The 18,772-nt window shown below is 67.8% G+C and carries 17 protein-coding genes; 9 read left to right on the top strand and 8 right to left on the bottom strand.

From position 1 onward, the window contains the following. Positions 1-144: 144 nt before the first annotated feature. The 4 genes from DSP71_RS13395 (at position 145) to DSP71_RS13380 (ending at position 5,717) form a co-directional block, all read left to right on the top strand. Entirely contained in the window at positions 145-1,821 is a 1,677-nt protein-coding gene (locus tag DSP71_RS13395; protein WP_061015257.1) for a SulP family inorganic anion transporter, read from the top strand. Then, positions 1,821-2,492 carry a GAP family protein gene (locus DSP71_RS13390; protein WP_061015256.1) on the top strand — a complete coding sequence of 224 codons (672 nt, stop codon included), beginning with the start codon at positions 1,821-1,823 and terminating at the stop codon, positions 2,490-2,492. The genes DSP71_RS13395 and DSP71_RS13390 overlap by 1 nt, the downstream gene beginning before the upstream one ends. Positions 2,493-2,526: 34 nt before the next feature. Next, positions 2,527-3,243 (top strand): GAP family protein, encoded by a 717-nt coding sequence (locus DSP71_RS13385; protein ID WP_113681327.1) that lies wholly within the window; start codon positions 2,527-2,529, stop codon positions 3,241-3,243. Positions 3,244-3,374: 131 nt separating this feature from the next. Further along, positions 3,375-5,717, top strand: coding sequence for an arylsulfatase (locus tag DSP71_RS13380; RefSeq protein WP_113681326.1), 2,343 nt, complete (start codon positions 3,375-3,377; stop codon positions 5,715-5,717). Positions 5,718-5,745: 28 nt separating this feature from the next. On the opposite strand, the gene DSP71_RS13375 is transcribed toward DSP71_RS13380, so the two are convergent. From DSP71_RS13375 to DSP71_RS13365, 3 genes are all read right to left on the bottom strand, one after another. Then, positions 5,746-8,343 carry a LuxR C-terminal-related transcriptional regulator gene (locus DSP71_RS13375; RefSeq protein ID WP_113681325.1) on the bottom strand — a complete coding sequence of 866 codons (2,598 nt, stop codon included), beginning with the start codon at positions 8,341-8,343 and terminating at the stop codon, positions 5,746-5,748. 97 nt (positions 8,344-8,440) lie between these two features. Beyond that, the gene (locus tag DSP71_RS13370; protein ID WP_113681324.1) at positions 8,441-9,418 is read right to left on the bottom strand and encodes an FUSC family protein; all 978 of its coding nucleotides are present in this window, start codon (positions 9,416-9,418) and stop codon (positions 8,441-8,443) included. A gap of 11 nt (positions 9,419-9,429) precedes the next feature. Continuing rightward, positions 9,430-11,070: a SulP family inorganic anion transporter gene (locus DSP71_RS13365; protein ID WP_113681323.1), complete on the bottom strand. Its 1,641-nt coding sequence runs from the start codon at positions 11,068-11,070 to the stop codon at positions 9,430-9,432. A 176-nt stretch (positions 11,071-11,246) separates the two neighbouring features. On the opposite strand from DSP71_RS13365, the gene DSP71_RS13360 reads away from it, so the two are divergent. From DSP71_RS13360 to DSP71_RS13345, 4 genes are all read left to right on the top strand, one after another. Then, positions 11,247-11,633 (top strand): SHOCT domain-containing protein, encoded by a 387-nt coding sequence (locus DSP71_RS13360; protein ID WP_058631330.1) that lies wholly within the window; start codon positions 11,247-11,249, stop codon positions 11,631-11,633. A gap of 96 nt (positions 11,634-11,729) precedes the next feature. Next, positions 11,730-12,188, top strand: coding sequence for a MarR family winged helix-turn-helix transcriptional regulator (locus tag DSP71_RS13355; RefSeq protein ID WP_227750928.1), 459 nt, complete (start codon positions 11,730-11,732; stop codon positions 12,186-12,188). Between the two features lie 29 nt (positions 12,189-12,217). Next, positions 12,218-13,195: a zinc-binding dehydrogenase gene (locus tag DSP71_RS13350; RefSeq protein ID WP_046749441.1), complete on the top strand. Its 978-nt coding sequence runs from the start codon at positions 12,218-12,220 to the stop codon at positions 13,193-13,195. Between the two features lie 55 nt (positions 13,196-13,250). After that, positions 13,251-13,652 carry a RidA family protein gene (locus tag DSP71_RS13345; RefSeq protein ID WP_113681339.1) on the top strand — a complete coding sequence of 134 codons (402 nt, stop codon included), beginning with the start codon at positions 13,251-13,253 and terminating at the stop codon, positions 13,650-13,652. A 35-nt stretch (positions 13,653-13,687) separates the two neighbouring features. Here DSP71_RS13345 and DSP71_RS13340 read toward each other — a convergent pair whose 3' ends face one another. The 5 genes from DSP71_RS13340 to DSP71_RS13320 form a co-directional block, all read right to left on the bottom strand. Next, entirely contained in the window at positions 13,688-14,761 is a 1,074-nt protein-coding gene (locus DSP71_RS13340) for a DNA polymerase IV (RefSeq protein WP_113681322.1), read from the bottom strand. A gap of 45 nt (positions 14,762-14,806) precedes the next feature. Further along, positions 14,807-15,199: a DUF1304 domain-containing protein gene (locus DSP71_RS13335; RefSeq protein ID WP_113681321.1), complete on the bottom strand. Its 393-nt coding sequence runs from the start codon at positions 15,197-15,199 to the stop codon at positions 14,807-14,809. 67 nt (positions 15,200-15,266) lie between these two features. Further along, positions 15,267-16,139, bottom strand: a complete 873-nt coding sequence (locus DSP71_RS13330) for a CPBP family intramembrane glutamic endopeptidase (RefSeq protein ID WP_046749445.1) — start codon at positions 16,137-16,139, stop codon at positions 15,267-15,269. Continuing rightward, positions 16,136-16,861, bottom strand: coding sequence for a tRNA (guanosine(46)-N7)-methyltransferase TrmB (trmB, locus tag DSP71_RS13325; RefSeq protein WP_046749446.1), 726 nt, complete (start codon positions 16,859-16,861; stop codon positions 16,136-16,138). Before trmB ends, DSP71_RS13330 begins: the two co-directional genes overlap by 4 nt. Positions 16,862-16,914: 53 nt before the next feature. Continuing rightward, entirely contained in the window at positions 16,915-17,754 is an 840-nt protein-coding gene (locus DSP71_RS13320; protein ID WP_058631337.1) for a DUF3097 domain-containing protein, read from the bottom strand. 122 nt (positions 17,755-17,876) lie between these two features. Between DSP71_RS13320 and DSP71_RS13315 the strand changes: the two genes are divergently transcribed. After that, positions 17,877-18,772: TPM domain-containing protein (locus DSP71_RS13315; protein ID WP_147251318.1), on the top strand; the 896-nt coding region annotated here is incomplete at its 3' end.

Raw genomic sequence — 18,772 nt, 5'->3', positions numbered from 1 at the left:
CGTCGCCGCTGAGCGGGCGGCGCAGGACGCTCCGGCTGTAAATCACCAGGGGTGAGTTGCGGTCGATCCGTGGTCCGGCGGCCCCTCCGGTGGGATCGTGGACGCGGGAGCGCTCGACCAGGGGCGCCGGCGGATGGAGGCGATGTGCAACGTCCACTCGCAGGACTGACCAGACGCAACTTCGTCACCGAGCTGACCGCTGGCGTCACTCTGCTCGCGATCGCCATCCCCCTCAACATCGGGTACGCGCAGATCGCGGGCCTGCCGCCCACCGCCGGGCTGTACGCACTCATCGTCCCCACGGTCGTCTACGCCCTCGTGGTGTCCTCACGGCAGCTGGTCGCCTCACCCGATGCCGCAGCCGCAGCACTCGTCGCCTCCTCGATCGGCGGGCTCGCGGCCGCCGGAAGCGCGGACTACGCGACGCTCGCGCTCGCCCAGGCCATCATCTGCGGCATCATGTTCGCGTTGCTCGCGGTCTTCAAGCTCGGGTTCCTCGCCAACTTCCTCTCCAAGCCGATCCTCGTCGGCTTCGTCGGCGGTCTCGCCCTCGACATCATGGTGAGCCAGCTCGCGAAGATGCTCGGCGTCAGCATCGACTCCGGGAAGGACTTCACCGGGAAGGTCGCTGATCTGATCGGCGGGCTCCCGACGCTCAACGGGTGGGCGGTGCTGATCTCGGTCTGCTCCGTCGCCGTGCTGCTGCTCGGCCGCAGGTTCCTCCGTGCCGTACCGTGGGCTCTGATCGTCCTGGTGGCGACGACCGTCGTCGTGGTCCTGACCGGGCTCGACCAGCGAGGAGTCGACGTCCTGGGTGAGGTCCCCGCCGGTGCGCCCGTGCTCACGTGGCCCGTGATCGACTGGTCGCTGTGGCTCATGCTGGTCCCATCGGCGATCGCGCTGACACTGGTCACCACGGCCGAGGGGCTTCTGGTGTCGAGGTCGTATTCCGAGAAGCACGGCTACCCGTTCCACGCGAACCGCGATCTCCTGGCGTTCGGCGCGGCGAACATCGCCGCAGGCGCTCAGGGCAGCTTCTCCGTCGGCTCATCGACGTCCCGCACCGCCGCCATGGATCAGGCGGGTTCTCGTACGCAGTTCCCCGCGCTGATCCTCGCTGCCGGCACGCTCCTGCTGCTGCTGTTCGGCACCGCGCTGCTGGCCGATATTCCCTCCCCGGCGATCGGAGCGATCGTCGGCGTCGCGATCATCCCCCTGCTCGGCATCCGCGAGTTCATCGATCTGTGGCGCAAAGACCGGTTCGAGTTCCTGATCGGCGCGACCTGCTTCCTGGTCACCCTGTTCATCGGTTCGATCCCCGGGATCCTCGTCGCATTCGTCCTCGCGCTGATAAACCTGGCCAAGCGCGCGGCCAATCCGGCCATCGACGTCCTCGAGTCCACCGGCGACCCGGGTGAGTCCCTCCTGGAGGATGCGCCGGCCGGGACCATGACCGCTCCGGGGATCGTGGTCGTCCGACTCGCCGCGCCCCTGTTCTTCGCGAACGGGGCGGTGTTCTCCTCTGCGGTGAAGACCGCCGTCCGCGCCGCCGGAGAGAACGAGGTCCGTCACCTGGTGGTCGATATGGAGGCGGTGACCGACGTCGATGTCACCGGCGCCGAATCGTTCGCCTCCCTCAAGGAATGGCTCGCCGACCGCTCCGTCTCCCTGTCCTTCAGCCGAGTGCGCCCCAACACCGTGCACCGGCTGAAGGCCCTCGATCTCCTGGCTTCGGAACACGTCTACGCGACCAACCGCGAGGCGATCGCGATGCTCGCCGCTCCGGAAGCAGGACGAGCTCCCCTCGAGAAAGGCCCCTGATGGGTAGCGTCATCGGAGACATCCTCCCGCTCGCGCTCGGCGTGGCGATCAGTCCGATTCCGATCATCGCCGCAATCCTCATGCTGCTCTCGCCCAAGGCGAGGGTGACCAGCGTCGGCTTCCTCTTCGGCTGGGTGCTGGGGATCGTCGTCGCGGTGACGGTCTTCACGCTGGTGTCCTCGCTCCTGCCGGAAGATGACAGCGACGCGTCGCATCCGATCCGCGGCGCGGTGCAGCTCGTTCTGGGGGCTCTGCTCTTCCTGCTGGCTTTCGGGCAGTGGCGCAAACGCCCCCGGCCGGGCGAGGAAGCCGCACTGCCGAAGTGGATGAAGGCGATCGACACGATCACCTTCCCGTTCGCGTTCGGGCTCGGCTTCCTGCTGTCGGCGGTGAATCCCAAGAACCTCATCATGGCCGCCGGCGCCGGCACGGACATCGGTGGCGCGGCGCTTCCCGTGGGGTCGATCGTCGTGGTGATCGCCGTGTACACGGTCATCGCCGCCTCGACGGTGCTCGTCCCGGTCATCGGCTACCTCGTCGCCGCCGATCGGCTCCGAGCGCCCCTGGATGCTCTCCGCGGTTGGCTGGCGGCGGAGAATGCCGTCATCATGGCGGTTCTGCTGCTGGTCATCGGCATCTCGATGATCGGCAAGGGCATCGGCAGCTTCTGAGGCACGGCAGCGGGGTTGTGGGAGGAGGGATGACGTGGGCGAGTTGATCCTGGACCTCGTGCCCGTCGCCCTCGGCGTCGTGCTCAGCCCCCTCGCCATCATGGCCCTCGTCGCCGTGCTGCTGTCCCGCAACGCGAGGACGAACGGGATCGCCTATCTGCTCGGCTGGTTCCTAGGCCTCGCAGGCATCATGACACTCGGTCTCTGGCTCTTCCCGATGCTCGCGGTGCACGAGCACAACGAGCCGCCCCTGTGGGTGCCGGTGGTCCGCCTGCTGATCGGTGGCTTCCTCGTGTCGGCGGCTGTCTGGGTCTACCGGAAGGGGCGTGCCCGTATCGAGCAGATGGCGACAGCCGCTACTCCTCGCGACGTGGTGGACGCTTCTCCCCAGCTGCCCGGCTGGCTGCATTCCGTCGAGTCGTTCCGGCCGGGGCGCACCTTCCTGCTCGGCCTCGGTCTGTTCGTGCTCAACCCCGTGGATGCGTCATGCGCCATCCTCGCCGCGCTGGACATCACGCAGTCCGGCGTCGCGCCCGGTGCCGCAACCGCTGTCGCCGCCGCGTTCGTCGTGCTCGGCACCCTGCCGATCGCTCTGCCGGTGTTCTTCGTCCTCGTCCGTGGTGCGCGCGCCCAGCCCGTGCTCGACCGCATGCGCTCCTGGATCGCCGGCAACACACACGTGCTCAACGCGGCGCTGCTTCTCGTGATCGGCGCCCTCCAACTCGAGAAGGCGATCGCCGCACTGATCTGAAGTCCACACGGGGACGCGCAGAGTTCACCCGGATGAAGCGCACCCGACTCTGATGACCCCACGACTCGCATCGCAGTACGTTGAACGCGGCGGGGAGCCGCATCGTTCCACCGAGATGAAGGAGACCCACGATGGCTCGCGAATTCCAAGGCAAGATCGAACTCGACGTTCGCGATTCCGTTCCTGACTGGGACGCCTTCCGACCGCCGACCCCGCCGAGCGGCGCTCCGAACGTGCTGGTCGTCCTGTACGACGACACGGGTATGGCGGCGTGGTCGCCGTACGGCGGACGGATCAACATGCCGACGATGGACCGTCTCGCTCAGAACGGCCTCACCTACTCCCAGTGGCACACGACGGCGCTGTGCTCCCCCACCCGGTCGACGTTCCTGACCGGACGCAACCACCACCTCAACGGCTTCGCGACGATCTCCGAGTCCTCGACGGGCTTCCCCGGCTACAACTCCCACATCCCCGATTCGAACGCGACCATGGCGCACGTGCTCCGTGACGCCGGCTGGTCGACCTTCTGGGTGGGGAAGAACCACAATGTGCCGATCGACGAGTGGACTGCCGGTGCGTCGAAGAAGCACTGGCCGCTCGCTCAGGGGTATGACCGCTTCTACGGGTTCATCGGCGGAGAGACCAACAACTGGTACCCCTCGCTGGCTGAGGACAACCACTACATCGACCAGCCGTACCTGCCGGAAGACGGGTACCACCTCTCGAAGGACCTCGCCGACCAGGCCCTCACGATGATCCGCGACGTCAAGCAGACCGAGCCGGAGAAGCCCTGGTACCTGTGGTTCTGCCCCGACGCGAACCATGCTCCGCACCACGCCCCGCAGGAGTACATCGACAAGTACAAGGGGCAGTTCGACGACGGCTACGAGGCCTATCGCGAATGGGTGCTCGCCCGGATGATCGAGAAGGGAATCCTCCCCTCCGACACCGACCTCACCGCGCTGAACCCCATGCCGGAGGGGACGTTCACCCCGAGCGACGAGGTGCGCCCGTGGGACACGCTGAACGCCGAGGAGAGGGCCATGTTCTCGCGGATGGCCGAGGTCTACGCGGGTTTCAGTGAATACACCGACTCCCAGGTGGGCCGCATCGTCGACTACCTGGAGGAATCGGGGCAGCTGGAGAACACCCTCATCATCTACTGCGCCGACAACGGGGCGTCCGGCGAGGGCAGCCCCAACGGCTCGGTCAACGAGGGCAAGATCTTCGGCGGATACCCGGACGACGAGGCGGAGAACCTCCGCATGGTCGACAAGCTCGGCTCGCCGGAGACCTACAACCACTACCCCACCGGGTGGGCGGCGGCGTTCTCGACTCCATACAAGATGTTCAAGCGGTACACCTATCAGGGCGGCGTGTGCGACCCGCTGGTGATTCACTGGCCCGCCGGGATCAAGTCACGGGGAGAGGTGCGCCATCAGTACCACCACTCGACCGACATCGTGCCCACGATCCTCGAGGCGTGCGGCGTGACGTTCCCCGAGACCTACAACGGCGTCGAGCAGACCCCGCTCTCGGGAGTCTCGATGGCGTACTCGTTCGATGCCGCCCCCGACGGGGCGACCGAGAAGAAGACCCAGTACTACGAGATGTTCGGCCAGCGCGGCATCTGGCACGAAGGGTGGAAGGCCGTCACGGTGCACGGTCCGGTCAGCGGCAAGGGCGACTTCGAGAACGACGAGTGGGAGCTCTACCACACCGACACCGACCGGGCCGAGGCGAACAACCTCGCCGCCGAGCACCCGGACAAGCTCGAGGAGCTCAAGGCGCTCTGGATGACCGAGGCGAAGGCCAACGACGTGCTGCCGCTGAACGATCTGCAGATCATCGGAAACGCGAAGGACTTCGAGACCTTCATGACTATGGAGTTCCACCAGCCCGCGCCCCCCTCCGGGCAGTTCATCTACTACCCCGGTACAAGCGAAGTCCCGGAGCGGTCGGCTGCGAACGTGCACGGGGTCTCCTACAAGATCGCCGCCGAGGTCGAGTTCACGCCCGACACCGAAGGAGTCATCTTCGCGCACGGCTCGCGCTTCGGCGGTCACGCCCTCGTCGTGAAGGACGGGCAGGTGCACTACGTGTACAACTTCCTCGGCATCCCCCCGGAGGACCGGGTGTCCGCGCCCGTTCCCACCTCCGGGAAGCACATCATCGGCGTGGAGTTCACGAAGGAAGGCATGGGCGAACACCGCGAAGGGGTCGGACCGGTGAAGCTCTACATCGACGACGAGGTCGTCGGTGAGAAGCAGATCCGCACGGTGCTCGGTCACTTCTCCTTGTGCGGCGAGGGCCTGACGATCGGTCGAGACAGCGCCGATCCCGTGTCGTCGCTGTACGGGTACGGTTTCGACTTCACCGGGGGCGAGATCGCTAAGGTCGTGTTCGACATCGCCGACGACGCCTACCTCGACCTCGAAGCACATCTGGCAGCAGCCATGGCACGCGACTGAGTCGCTCTCCCCGCGGCGGCTGCGTGCGCTACTCGATCCCGAGAGCGTGCGCAGCCGCCGTCACGCTGTCCCGGTCGGAGACGCCCAGCTTGCGGTAGATGTTGCGCACGTGCGTCTTTACCGTGTTCGGGGAGATGAACTCCTGCTCCGCGATCTCCCGGAGTGTCGCGTTGCGACTCAACGCCGTGAGCACGATGCGTTCGCGACGGGTGAACTCCTCCTCGATGAGCACTCCTGCTGCGGTGAGACGTTCGCGGACGCGATCCGCGAAGCGACCGCGTGATCCCGGAGTCGCGCGCGCGGCGAGAAGGCGCGCGACGACCGGCCCGGCGTCGGCAAATCGTCGGATGTGCTCCTCCGGTTCGGCCAGGGCGAGCGCGAACGACAGCGACACCTGCGCCTGATCGGGACAGCCGGCCTGCACTTCGATACAGGCAGCGACCAGCCAGGCGTCGATCATCGACGCAGGGAGAAGGCACGGCGCCACCCCTTCCAGCACCGGAGCGAGAGCGGCCCGCGCCGGCTCGAACGCCTGATCGTGCAGCGCGGCGATCGCGCGGAGCACGGCCACCTCGCCGACCTCGCCGAGAGCGTCTCCGACGTCGTGGATGAAGCGGTCTCTGAGGGCGTACTCTCCGAGCACGTTGAAGGCGCGGATCGCGAAAGTGCTCGTCATCGCATACCAGTGCACAGGCAGCGGCATGTCGTCGCGCGGTGCGAGGTTCTCGAGGAGAGCGAGAGCCGCCGCGTGCGCGTCGATGGCGCCATCGACGTTCAGCAGGGCGATCAGGCCTCGCAGACCCCGTGCGATCGCCGGCTCCGTTCCGGACTCGATGATCCCGGTCGCCGCGCGCAGCGTCTGATCCACATCGGCGACAAGCATCTGTTCGAAAGGCACCCAGTACCGCCACACCCGCGTGACCTCGTAGAAGGAGTCCGCAGGCATGCCGAGCGCGCGCCAGCGCTCATCCAGCAGCGCGCCGGAACGCAGCACTTCTCGCATCTGACCTCGGAAGAGATCGGCTGTGTTCAGGATCGCGGCCGCCTGCAGCTCCGCCGCGGCAGTGCCCGCGGCGTGAGCGTGGTCCCCCGCGAGCCGGGCGAACCGGTCGGCATCGTTCAACGCCCCCGTATACAGCTCTGCCATGGCAGCCTGCAGGAATACATAAGTGTCGAGCTGCGACTCCCCCGACACCTCGTAGAGACCCGGCTCCAGCCGGTCGAGCGTTTCCGAGAGGCCCCCGCGACGCACGGCTGTGTGCAGCTCCAGGCCCTTTCGCCATTGACGGACCGCAACGGAATCCTCAAGGTCCGAGTCCGACTCGAGCAGCGCCGCAGCGCGGGCCGCGTCTCCCTGTGTGAGCTCGGCGGACGCCGTCAGCATCCGCATGGCAGGCTCCGCGAGCACAGGTCGAGGAAGACGCGCGATCGCTGCGACCACCTCAGCCGCATAACCCATGAGGATCAGCTGCATCCCACTGCGACGGAGGATCCGTGAGGTCGCGCAGTCGTCGCCGCTCCGCGCGGCGTGGAACATGGCGCGCTCGTGCTCCTGCTCGGCCGCGAACCACTCCGCTGTCACGCTCTCGAGCTCCTCGACGGCCGCCTCTCCTCTGTCCTTCAGACGGGCAAAGAGGAACTCCCGCAACAGCGGATGGTAGTGATACCAGACCGGTTCTTGACCGCTACGACTGATCAGCACGTTGAGTCGCATGAGCTGTTCGATCAGCGGTTCGGCCGGCATTCCTCCTGTCAACTGCGAGGCTAGAGCCGGCGTGAACGACTCGGGCACCGAGGTGAGCACGAGGAACTCACTGAGGCTTTCGTCGAGATCGGCGAAGACCTCCTCGGCGAAGTAGTCGGTCACCGTCGGAGAGTCACCGCGCAGCGGGAGGACCGTGGCGAACGAATCATGCAGCGCCGCCAGCTCCAGCAGCCGGAGTCCCGTGGCCCACCCCTCGGTACGCAACAGCACGGTGGTGATCTCGCCCTGCGAAAGGCGCATCCCCCTCGCGCGGAAGAACGCTCGCACCTCCGCCGGCGTGAATGCCAGGTCACGGCTTCCGAGTTCCAGTGCCATGCCGGCGATACGTCGACGCGCAAGAGGCAGACGCCGGGTTCCGCGTCCGGAGACCACGACGTGGGCGGTACCCGGCACTGCGCTCAGGAACGCCGACAGCATCTCGGCGAGTGACCCGGTCTCGATGAGGTGCACATCGTCGATGATCACGACTACCCGACGGCCCGCGGCGCGGAGGGCTCGGGCCAGATCTCGCGCCCTCTCCGTCGACCACGGCCCGGTGAGGCGGTCGAGTGCCTCGCGCAGCGAGGGGTCTTCGATGCTCCGAAGAGCAGACTGCAGGGGGTCGAGGTCCCGATGCCAGCGCTGGAGCGAGAGCCACACCACACGCGATCGATCGTCGTCCGAGGAGGTAATCGAATGCGCCCACTGGGTGAGCAGCCGTGTCTTGCCCGACCCCGCGGGGGCCGACAGGACGGTGAGTGTCCAGGGCTCGTCCAACGCGGCGGAGAGTCGTGACAGCAGTCGGGCTCTGGGGATGTCACCGGGGCCTGCAGGAAGCGGAGGGATCCACGCTGAATCGACGTCTGGCTGTTCTTCGACCATCAAGAGCCCCCGGTGAAATGTTAGATACTACATCCTCCCCTTCTCGAAGTATCCCACCATGGGAGCGCGCACATCAAGCAACTTTCGTCCAGAACCCTCATCGGGCGACCGAGCTTCTCACCCGGACGAAGCCGACCACCGAGGGCAGCACGGCCCCGAACAGCAGAGCGAGCCCCACCCCGAGAAGCGTCTCCACCGCGCGTTCCGCGAATCGAGCCCCCGGAGGCTCCGGCGAGGTGGACATGATGAGGGTCAGGGCGAGGAACGTGGTGAAGCCGGGGACGACGTACCACCGGCTCTCCTGGATGGCACATGTCGATCCGATGACAGCCCCGACCACGAGCCCGGTGACGAGACCTCCCGGAGCCAGGACAGCCAGGCCCGCGGCCGCGAACGCTCCGATGAGCACCGATGCCGCGCGCCCGATGCTGCGCGAGATCAGCTGCCCCCTGACCGGACGCATGACGAGGAGCACCGCGCCCGTCGCCCACCCCACGTGCTCGAGATCGAGAACGAAGCCGATGGTGGCGGCGAGCGCCGCAGCCATGCCGAGGAGGATCCCGTAGACCAGGAGGGCTCGCCCCCGAGGTACAGGACTGGCGGCACGCGCCCGCTCTTCACGCTCGGGCCAGAGCAGGGAAACCATCCAGGCATACACCGAGCCGGCGACGATGCAGGCGGCGAATCCCCCTGTGACCGAGGACCAGGAGAAGCTCAGCCCGATCCCGGTCATCGGCAGCACCAGAATGAGGATCAACTGCCCGAGCCGACCTCGTGGGGCGTTGAGACTCGCGACGATCGCGAGCCCGAGCACGGCGAGCACGGCGACCACAGGCCACTCCGCCAGCAGCGCCCCGAGAAGCAGGCCGAGGGCGCTGAGCGTGCCGACGACGGGGATTATGGCGCGGGCTCTCCTGCGTGGGGGGAGACCGAAGGCGGCGGCGGGTATCACGCCGATCCCGAGCGCGACACCGAGCGTCGGATGGAAGGGGGCGACGAGCATCGCCGGCGCGGCGAACAGCAGACCCAGGCCGAACCGCGACCATCGCCAGCTCAGCCCGGCATCGTCACTCATGCATCTCTCCCTCAGCTCCGTCTGCCGGCTTCCCGAGCCGCTGCCGCGACGCCGTCGCTCACAGCTGCGTGCACGCGACCGTGCGATTCCAGTCCGAGGAACCAGGGTGTGCGGCGAGCGACAGCGGCTGCCCGCTCGGGAAGCGCGGCGATGTGCAGCACGATGCCGAGCTGAGCGAGCTCTCCGTCGAGGTTCTCCAGCGCGTCGAGGACGGTGATCGTCATCACCTCCTGCTGCTTCAGACCCAGCACGAGCACGCGGACCGGCTGCTCCTCCGCCTCGACCAGGGCGAGGATCTGCTTCTCGTTGGCCATCGCGTTCGCCGTGTAGAGCCCCCGTTCGAGACGGAGCCCCAGAGCGTCACCGATGCGAGCGTCGACCGCTACCTTCGGCACATTGAGCTCGCGGAGCACCAGGATCAAGGTCACGACCACACCGACCGCCACGGCCGGGAGAAGGCCGGCGGTGAGCCCGAGGATCGCGACCGCGAGCGCGATCCAGAAATCCACCGGACTGATCCGCGCCCACCGCACGAGCTCGGGGATGTTGATGAGCCCGGCGACGGCCACGAACACCATCGCGGCCAGCGTCGCCTCGGGGAGCAGGCTGAGAACGGGTCCCAGGAAGAGCGCGACCAGCACGGCGAGCACCACGGTGACCAGGGTCGCCGCCTGGGAGCGCGCCCCCGCACTCTGATTGACCGCGCTCTGCGAGAAGCCTCCCGCGGCTGGCATCGTGCCGAAGAATGCGCCGACCGTGTTCGCCGCGCCGGTCGCGAACAGCTCCTGGTCGCTGTCGATCTGAGGTTCGCTCGCCGCCCGCAGGCTGCGGGCGACGGCCGCGGACTCCAAGAACGCCATCACGGCGATAGCGACGGCGCCGGGCACGAGGACGACCGCCTGCGAGAAGTCGGGCACGCCCGGAACGGGGAGCCCGCTCGGCACCGCGGCGATGAGGTCGACGCCGTAGCGATCCAGACCAGCGAGGGCGACCAGGAGGATCCCGGCGACCACCACGACGAGTGCGCCCGGTACACGCGGGGCGAACCGCTTGAGCACGACGATCACGAGGATCGAGCCGGCAGACAGCGCGACCGTCGGCCAGTTCACGCTGTCGAAGGCCTGTGCCACTGCGCCGAGCGACTTGAGGAATCCATGACCGGAGAAGTTGTAGCTCTCGCCCAGCAGCTTCGGCAGCTGTCCGACGGCGACCGTCGCGCCGACACCGATCTTCAAGCCGAGAACAGTGGCTCCGCTGATGTTCTCCACGAGCGAGCCGAGGCGACAGAGTCTGGCGATCAACAGGATCACTCCCACGAGCAGCGTGAGCATCATCAGAGAGCCGATCGCATCGTCCGATCCCGCGGCGACTCCCGCGGACACCAGGGTCGTCGCGGTGAGGGTCGCGATCGTCGAGGTCGTCGACACGCTCATGGCGCGGCTTCCACCGAGGAACGCGTAGACCAGCATCGGCAGGATGCACGTGTAGAGCCCGACCTGCACCGGAAGATTGGCGATCGTCGCGTAGGCCATCCCCTGCGGGATCACGACGGCACCAGCGGACAGACCCGCGACGACGTCACGGACCACCCACTCCCGGCGGTACCCCTCGACCGTGCTGAACAGCCATGGCGGTCTTCTCGTCGCGGTCATCCGCTTCTCCGTCCTCCGGTCGTCTGAAGCGTACTGCGGGGGCATGCGGGGATCGAGTGATCGCACGATCGGCTCACCCTGGTGAACTCCACCGGGAATCGGTGCGCGTGCTGGCGCGGGCCGAGTATCGTCCGACGGGGCCGCCACCGGGCGGGCCGGTTTAAGAAGGAGTACACATGGGTTTTTGGGGATCGTTCTGGGACATCATCTGGTGGTTCCTGCTGGCGTTCGTCTTCATCTCGTACCTGTTCGCGCTGTTCGCGATCGTCGGAGATCTCTTCCGCGACCGGCAGCTCAACGGCTGGTGGAAGGCAGTGTGGATCGTCTTCCTGATCTTCGTCCCGTTCCTCACGGTGCTGGTGTATCTGATCGCTCGGGGCTCCGGCATGGCCGAGCGGAGCGATGCGGAGGCCGCGAACGTTCGCAGCGCCGCTGACGCCTACATCCAGCAGGTCGCCGGCACGAGCCCGAGCGACGAGATCGCCAAGGCGAGGGCACTCCTCGATTCCGGCACCATCACGGCCGGGGAGTACGAAGCCATCAAGGCCAAGGCGCTCAGCTGAACCCAGGAGGGCGCGCCCGGTCGGATCGGTCGCGCCCTCCTCGCGCCCATTCGAGTTGTGCACAATTGAATGCCGTGCAATGCTATCTTGGTGCCGATGACCGATGAGATGCTCTGCTTCTCCCTGTACTCCGCCGCGCGTGCCACCACGCAGGCATACCGGACGCTGCTCGCCCCCTGGGGTCTGACGTATCCGCAGTATCTGGTGCTCGCCGCACTCTGGCTCGACGGCGAGCAGACGATCGGGTCGCTGGGGGCGGTGATGCGCCTGGACTCCGGCACGCTATCCCCCCTCGTCCGGCGACTCGAGCAGGCCGGACTCGTGACCAGGACACGCGGCCGCGACGACGAGCGTGTGGTGACGGTGACCCTCACCGACAAGGGCCAGGACCTGCGGGCCGAGGTGGCCCCCATCCACACCACCATCGCGTCGATCTCCGGGCTCCAGGACGAGGAGCATCGCCGTCAGCTCATCGCCGAACTGCACGACATCACCGACCGCCTTCAGAAGACCACGAAAGATCTCGCCGACGCCCACCAGAGCGACCGGCCCTGATCGACATCCCGAGAGAGAACGGAATCGCCATGCGCGCACTCATCCACCCCACCTTCGGCACTCCGGAGGAAGTCCTCCGAGTCGAAGATCGACCTCTTCCGGAGCCCGGCGAAGGCCAGGTCCGTCTGCGGATCGTGCTCTCCCCCATCCACAACCACGACCTGTGGACCGTTCGCGGCACATACGGCTTCAAGCCGGAGCTCCCCGCCGCGTCGGGGACCGAGGCCCTCGGCGTCGTCGACGCGCTCGGTGCCGGAGTCGAGCACCTCGAGGTGGGCCAGCGCGTCGCCACCGGCGGAACCTTCGGCGCCTGGGCCGAGTACATCGTGACGAATGCCGCCGGACTGATCCCGATCCCGGACGGCCTTCCTGACGAGACGGCGGCTCAGCTGGTCTCGATGCCCTTCAGCGCGATCACGCTGCTGGACTTCCTCGATGTGCAGGCCGGCGGCTGGATCGTGCAGAACGCCGCGAACGGAGCTGTCGGACGCATGCTCGCTCAGCTCGGCTCAGCGCGCGGAGTGAACGTGCTCGGGCTGGTGCGTCGGACAGCGGGGGTCGACGAGCTCCGCGCACAGGGCATCGACAGGATCGTCGCGACCGATCAGCCCGATTGGAAGGAGCAGGTCGAGGCGATCACCGGAGGTGCGCCGATCACCGCCGGCGTCGATTCCGTCGGTGGTGCATCCGCCGGCCAGGTTCTCTCGCTGCTCGCGGAAGGCGGCACGTTGGTCGCGTTCGGAGCGATGGACTCCCCCACCATGGAGATCGCCTCCTCCGACGTGATCTTCAAGCAGGCCACAGTGAAGGGCTTCTGGGGCAGCAAGGTGATCCCGAGCCTCGATCAGGCCACCCGTAGCGCACTGTTCGGTGAGCTGTTCCAGCGCCTCGCCGACGGCAGCCTGACGTTGCCCGTGGCCGGCATCTTCGACGCCGCCGACATCAGCGCGGCCGTGCGTGCGAGCGACACCCCGGGTCGCGTCGGCAAGGTGCTGCTGCGCTTCTGAGCTGCACGCCGACGAGGGACTTCCGGATGTCGGCGCCCCGGTGCAGAGTGTGGCCATGGAGATCACACTCGGACAGCCCGATGGGCTCGTCGTCAGTCCTGCATTCAGCCATGTGGCCGTCGTCCCGCCAGGGGCGACGACGGTGTACGTCAGCGGCCAGAACGGTGTCGACGTCACCGGAGCCGTCGTCTCGAGCGATGCCGGCGAGCAGTCCGCTCGCGCCGTCGAGAACGCCAGGATCGCCCTCGAGTCCGTGGGTGCAGGGCTCGAAGACGTGATCAGCTGGACGGTGCTGATCCATCAGGACGCGGACCTGCGCGCGGCGTACGGTGCGGTCGCCTCACGGCTGGCGCGGGACGGAGCCCCACCCCTCGTCACCGCGGCGCTCGTGGCGGGCCTCGGAGTCCCGGGTGCCCTGATCGAGGTGAGCGCGGTCGCGGCCGTGCTCCGCCCCTGAGCGGACGACGCTTCCCGCGATGTCCCGGCGCGGGGTCAGATCCTTCCCCGCACGGGTGTGCGCTCGACGCCGTCGCCCTCCGGCGCGGTCATCTCCGCACGGACTCCGAGCAATCGCACCTCTCGCTCCGGATCGAGCGTGCCGGCCAGCGCCGCGGCAACCGCGACGAATTCCGCACGGTCCGTGGTCGGCGCGGAGAGCTTGCGGCCGAAGGTCTTGGTCTCGAACGGGGCATATCGCACCTTGAGGTGCACGCGGAGGACCGGCCGCCCCTCCACCGCGCAGTCGTCGAACGCGTGGGCGGCGAGATCGCGGATCGCCGCATCGACCTGCTCCGGCGTCGTGAGGTTCTCCTGGTACGTCGTCTCCCGGCTGTGGCTTCGCGCAACCCACGGCGTGTCGTCGACGCTGCTCGGACCGATCCCTGAACCCAGCCCGTGATACCAGACGCCCATCCGCGGTCCGAACTCGGTCACGAGGGTCTGCTCGTCCGCCTCGGCGAGATCTCGCACCGTCGCGATGCCGTGGACCGCGAGACGCTTCTGCACCTTCGGCCCGACACCCCAGAGGTCGCGCGTCGGCTTGTCGCCCATAACCTCGAACCAGTTGTCCGCGGTGAGGCGGAACACACCGCGGGGCTTGCCGAACTCGGTGGCGATCTTCGCCCTGACCCTGTTGTCCCCGATCCCCACCGAGCAGTGCAGCTGTGTCGCCTCGAACACGGCTTCCTGCGCGGACGAGGCTACACCTTCGGGAGAGTCCGTCTGCACCCCGAGGAAGCACTCGTCCCATCCCACCACTTCGAGCACCACGTCCGGCAGCGCACGGAGAGCAGCCATGACCTCGTCGGATGCCCGAGCGTAGGCGTCCCGATCGACCGGGAGGAACACGGCATCGTCCGGCGCCTTCCGCGCCGCGATCTTCAACGGCATGCCCGAGCCGATCCCGAACGCACGGGCTTCGTAGGAAGCGGTCGACACCACCGCCCGCTCGGTCGGATCGCCGCGTCCGCCCACGATCACCGGGCGACCGGCCAGCTCCGGTCTGCGCAGCACCTCCACCGCGGCGATGAACTGATCCATGTCCACGTGCAGCACCCAATCGGCCATGCAACGAGTGTGACCGGTGCCGACGTGGATGTCACCCCTCGATCGTCACCGGATCGCGAGGCCGATCGCGGCGACCACGACAGCGAGCAACGGCAGGGTTCCCTGCATCGCCGCAGCACGCACCTTGGTCCGATCGGAGAGCACGAGCACGAGCGCGGCGGCGAGCATCATCCCGGTTCCGGCGAAGACGAGGGTAAGCCCCGCCGTCTCGGCTCCGACGATCACGAGGCCGATGCCGAGCAGGGCCGTCAGTGCGAGGAAGAGGTTGTAGAAGCCCTGGTTGAAGGCCAGCTGCTTCATCGTGACCGCGTCCGCCTCGCTGGGGACGCCGAAGATCTTCCTCGTCTCCGGCTCGGTCCACCGCAGCGACTCGAGCGCGAAGATGAAGACGTGGAAGGCCGCAGCTGCGGCGGCGAGGACGAGACCGACGATGAGCATGGGCTGATTCTTCCGTTCCCGGGGGCCGGGAGCAAGCCGACAGCACCGGCGCGCACGAACCTCCTCGTCACAGGAGGAAGATCGGAAGAAGTCCCGGGTTGTGTGCGTGTACCAGCACGGCGAACACCACAGCATCGAAGAGCAGGTGCACCGTCACGACATAGGCCAGCGAGTGCGTCCGCACGAAGATGTACCCCTGCAGCAGGGCGAACGGGATCGTCAACAGGGGTCCCCACTCTCGGTAGCCCAGCTCCCACAGGAAGGAGACGAAAACGATGGCCTGCAGGACGTTGGCGAGCAGGTCGGGAAAGTGTCGGCGCAGCAGGGCGAACACGGTGCAGATGAAGAACAGCTCGTCCCAGATGCCCACGGCGCCGACCCCGACGAAGAGACGGGCGATGAGGTCAGGAGTGTCCACGACCGGCCAGTTCTGGTACACCCCGCTGGTGATGAAGTAGAAGGGCAAGATCAGCCACCCCAGCAGGAGCACCGCCACGAGCCACCCCCATTGCAGCCGTCCCCAGCGCTTGTGCGTGCGCCAGGGGAAGCCGATGGCACGGTCTCGATAGACGAACCTCGAGATCAGGTAGGGCACCGCCACCGCGCCGCCCAGGGCGAGCGTGAACCGCAGCATCGCGAGGTTGTCGAGTTCCGCTGCCAGCGGGATGATGCTCACGATCAGCATGCCGATCGCGATCAGCGAGAGATCGCGGGTGAGCGAAGGACGGCGTGGGCTCCCGGCTGGATCCGCGCCCCGCTCACCGCCGCGACGTTCGACGACACGGCGTTCGAGGAGACCGGCGACTGCGATGCCGGCGGCGAGGAGCGTCCAGCCAAGCCACGGGATCTCCAGCACGAAGAATGCCGGAGCAGCGGCGCACACGAGCAGCGCGGGAAGGAGCCCCGTCCTCGACGCCGTGTCGCGCCGCGTGTCGGTCACGCGCGGGTCCTGCGCCGGTACACGAGATCGCGGATATCCCGTCCCTTCGCGATGCCCTTGCGCTCGAACGCGGTCATGACGCGACCGTCGAAGCGTTCGGCCCACTCCCCCTCGAATGCGCGCTCGAACAGCGGATCCGCGTCGAGCACATCGCGCATCTGCAGGGCGTAGTCCTCCCAGTCGGTCGCGAGCCTCAGCAGGCCGCCGTCACGGAGCGCTCGCGCTGCGGCGTCGCCGAATCCCGGTCTCACCAGGCGTCGCTTGGTGTGCTTCTTCTTGTGCCAGGGGTCAGGGAAGAAGATCCACACCTCGCGTGCTGCCGCCTCAGGGAGGAACGATGAGAGGACCTCCGGCGCATTCGCCTCGACGACGCGCAGGTTGCGTGCGCCCTCCCTGTCGGCGTCGAGCATGGTCCTGGCGAGGCCGGCGCGGAACACCTCGACGGCGAGGAAGTCGTCCTCGGGGCGCGACGAGGCCGCGGCCACGATCGCGTGGCCTTGGCCCGATCCGACCTCCACGTAGAGGTCAGCGGTGCGCCCGTACTCGGTCGCAGGATCGAGGCGCGCCTCGGGGTGCACGGAGGTCCAGGCGACGTCACGCGGAACGTCGAGTAGATAGTGCGGGCCGAGCTCGGCGAAGGCGCGCTCCTGCGCGTCGGACATCCGGCCGCTGCGGCGCACGAACGACACCGGCTCGTCTCGGAAGGTACGGGGTTCGGGCATGTTTCCAGGGTAGCCGTCGACGTCCGTCGCTCCGGCGTCCCCGATTCCCGGGCTCAGGCCGTCGGCGCGGTGACGAAGTCGATGAGCTCCTCCACACGGCCCAGCAGCGCCGGTTCCAGGTCCCGGTAGGTCGTGACCTTGGAGAGGATGTGCTGCCACGCGCGCGCGATGTCGGCCTGTGTCTCGTGCGGCCAGCCGAAGGCACGGCAGATGCCGACCTTCCACTCGATGCCGCGCGGGATCTCCGGCCACTTCGCGATGCCGAGGGCCCGAGGCGTCACACACTGCCAGACATCGACGAACGGGTGGCCGACGATGCGCAGATGGCGTCCGTGCGGGCCCCGGGCGACCGCGTCGGCGATGCGCGATTCCTTCGAGCCAGGGACGAGGTGGTCGACGAGCACGCCGTACCGCCGAGTCGCGCTGGGTGGCTCTGCGGCCAGCAGGTCGTCGAGCAGGTCGACGCCCTGGAGGAACTCGACGACGACGCCCTCGACCCGCAGGTCGGCACCCCACACCTTCTCGACGAGTTCGGCATCGTGCTTGCCCTCGACGAGGATTCGGCTGGGCAGAGCGACGCGGGCGCGCTGATCGGCCACCACGAACGATCCGGATGCCGTGCGCCGCCGCCCTTGATCGGCAGCACCGGGCACGATCAGCCTCACGGGTGCGCCGTCGATGAGGAACCCTCCGCCGAGGGGGAACAACCGCCGACGGCCCACGCGGTCCTCCAACTCGACGTTGCCGCCCTGGACACGTGTGACCGCACCGCAGAAGCCGTCGTCGGCGACCTCGACCACGAGATCCGGCTCGGCCGCGACCTGGGGCACCTTCTTCGCGCCGCGCTCGCGCCAGCCCGCCGCGAGCACGTCGGAACCGTAGATGTCGTCCATGCCTTCCAGCGTATGTGCCTCCGCTGAGGGCGAACGGCGAACCCGTGTCGAGTGCTGTCGCGTGTCGGGCCCAGTGCATAGACTCGTGGCATGGGGCTCGGCTGCCGGTCGGAGGGAACACGATGACGAAACGGTGGCTCACGCTGGCCGCACTCGCTCTCGCCGTTGTCGCCGGTGCGTTCAGCACCTCCGCAGCATCCGCGACCGATCCCGTCACGCTCGATGCCGGATACGTCACCGACCAGGCCGGAGTGCTCAGTGCCGACGAAGAGGCGACGGTGGAGGCCCGGCTCCAGGAGCTGACGGACAATTCGAGCGCCGATCTGTTCGTCGTGCTCGTCGACGACTTCACGAACCCATCCGACAACGTGCAGTGGGCCGACACGGTCGCGCAGAACAACAACCTCGGCACCGAACAGTACCTCCTGGCGATCGCCGTCGACGGGCGCAGCTACTACATCTCCGCTGCCCCCGACGGCCCGGTGAGCTTCGGCCAGCTCGACAGCATCGAGGACAAGATGGTCCCCTTCGCCGCGGACGGCGATTGGGTCGGCGCCATCACTCTCGCCGCCGACGAGATCCAGGGCGACGGGGGCGCCGGCGCGCTCCGCATCGGGCTGATCGTCGTCGCCGTCGTCGTCGTCGCGCTGCTCGTGTGGCTCGTCGTGGCACTGGTGCGCGGAGCCCGCCGGCGGGCGGAGATCCGCGAGCGAGGCGCCATGCCGGAGACACCGGACCCCGCCGACCCCTTCTCCACTCTCACCGACCAGCAGGTCGAGACGCAGGCAGGACTCGCGCTCGTGCAGGCGGACGATGCCATCACCTCGAGCAAGGAGGAGCTCGGCTTCGCCGTCGCGCAGTTCGGCGATGCAGCCACCGAGGAGTTCACTCGGGTCGTCGATGCGGCGAAGGCGAAGATCTCCGAGGCCTTCGATCTGAAGCAGAAACTCGACGACGAGATCGAGGATTCGATCCACGACCGCCGCGCGTGGCACATACGCATCATCCGGATCGCCGA

It is taken from the genome of Microbacterium sp. H6 (genome assembly GCF_003314775.1).
GTDB lineage: Bacteria > Actinomycetota > Actinomycetes > Actinomycetales > Microbacteriaceae > Microbacterium > Microbacterium oxydans.
Note: the sequence above shows the minus strand (reverse complement) of the source record. Positions and strands in the feature narration are given on the sequence as shown.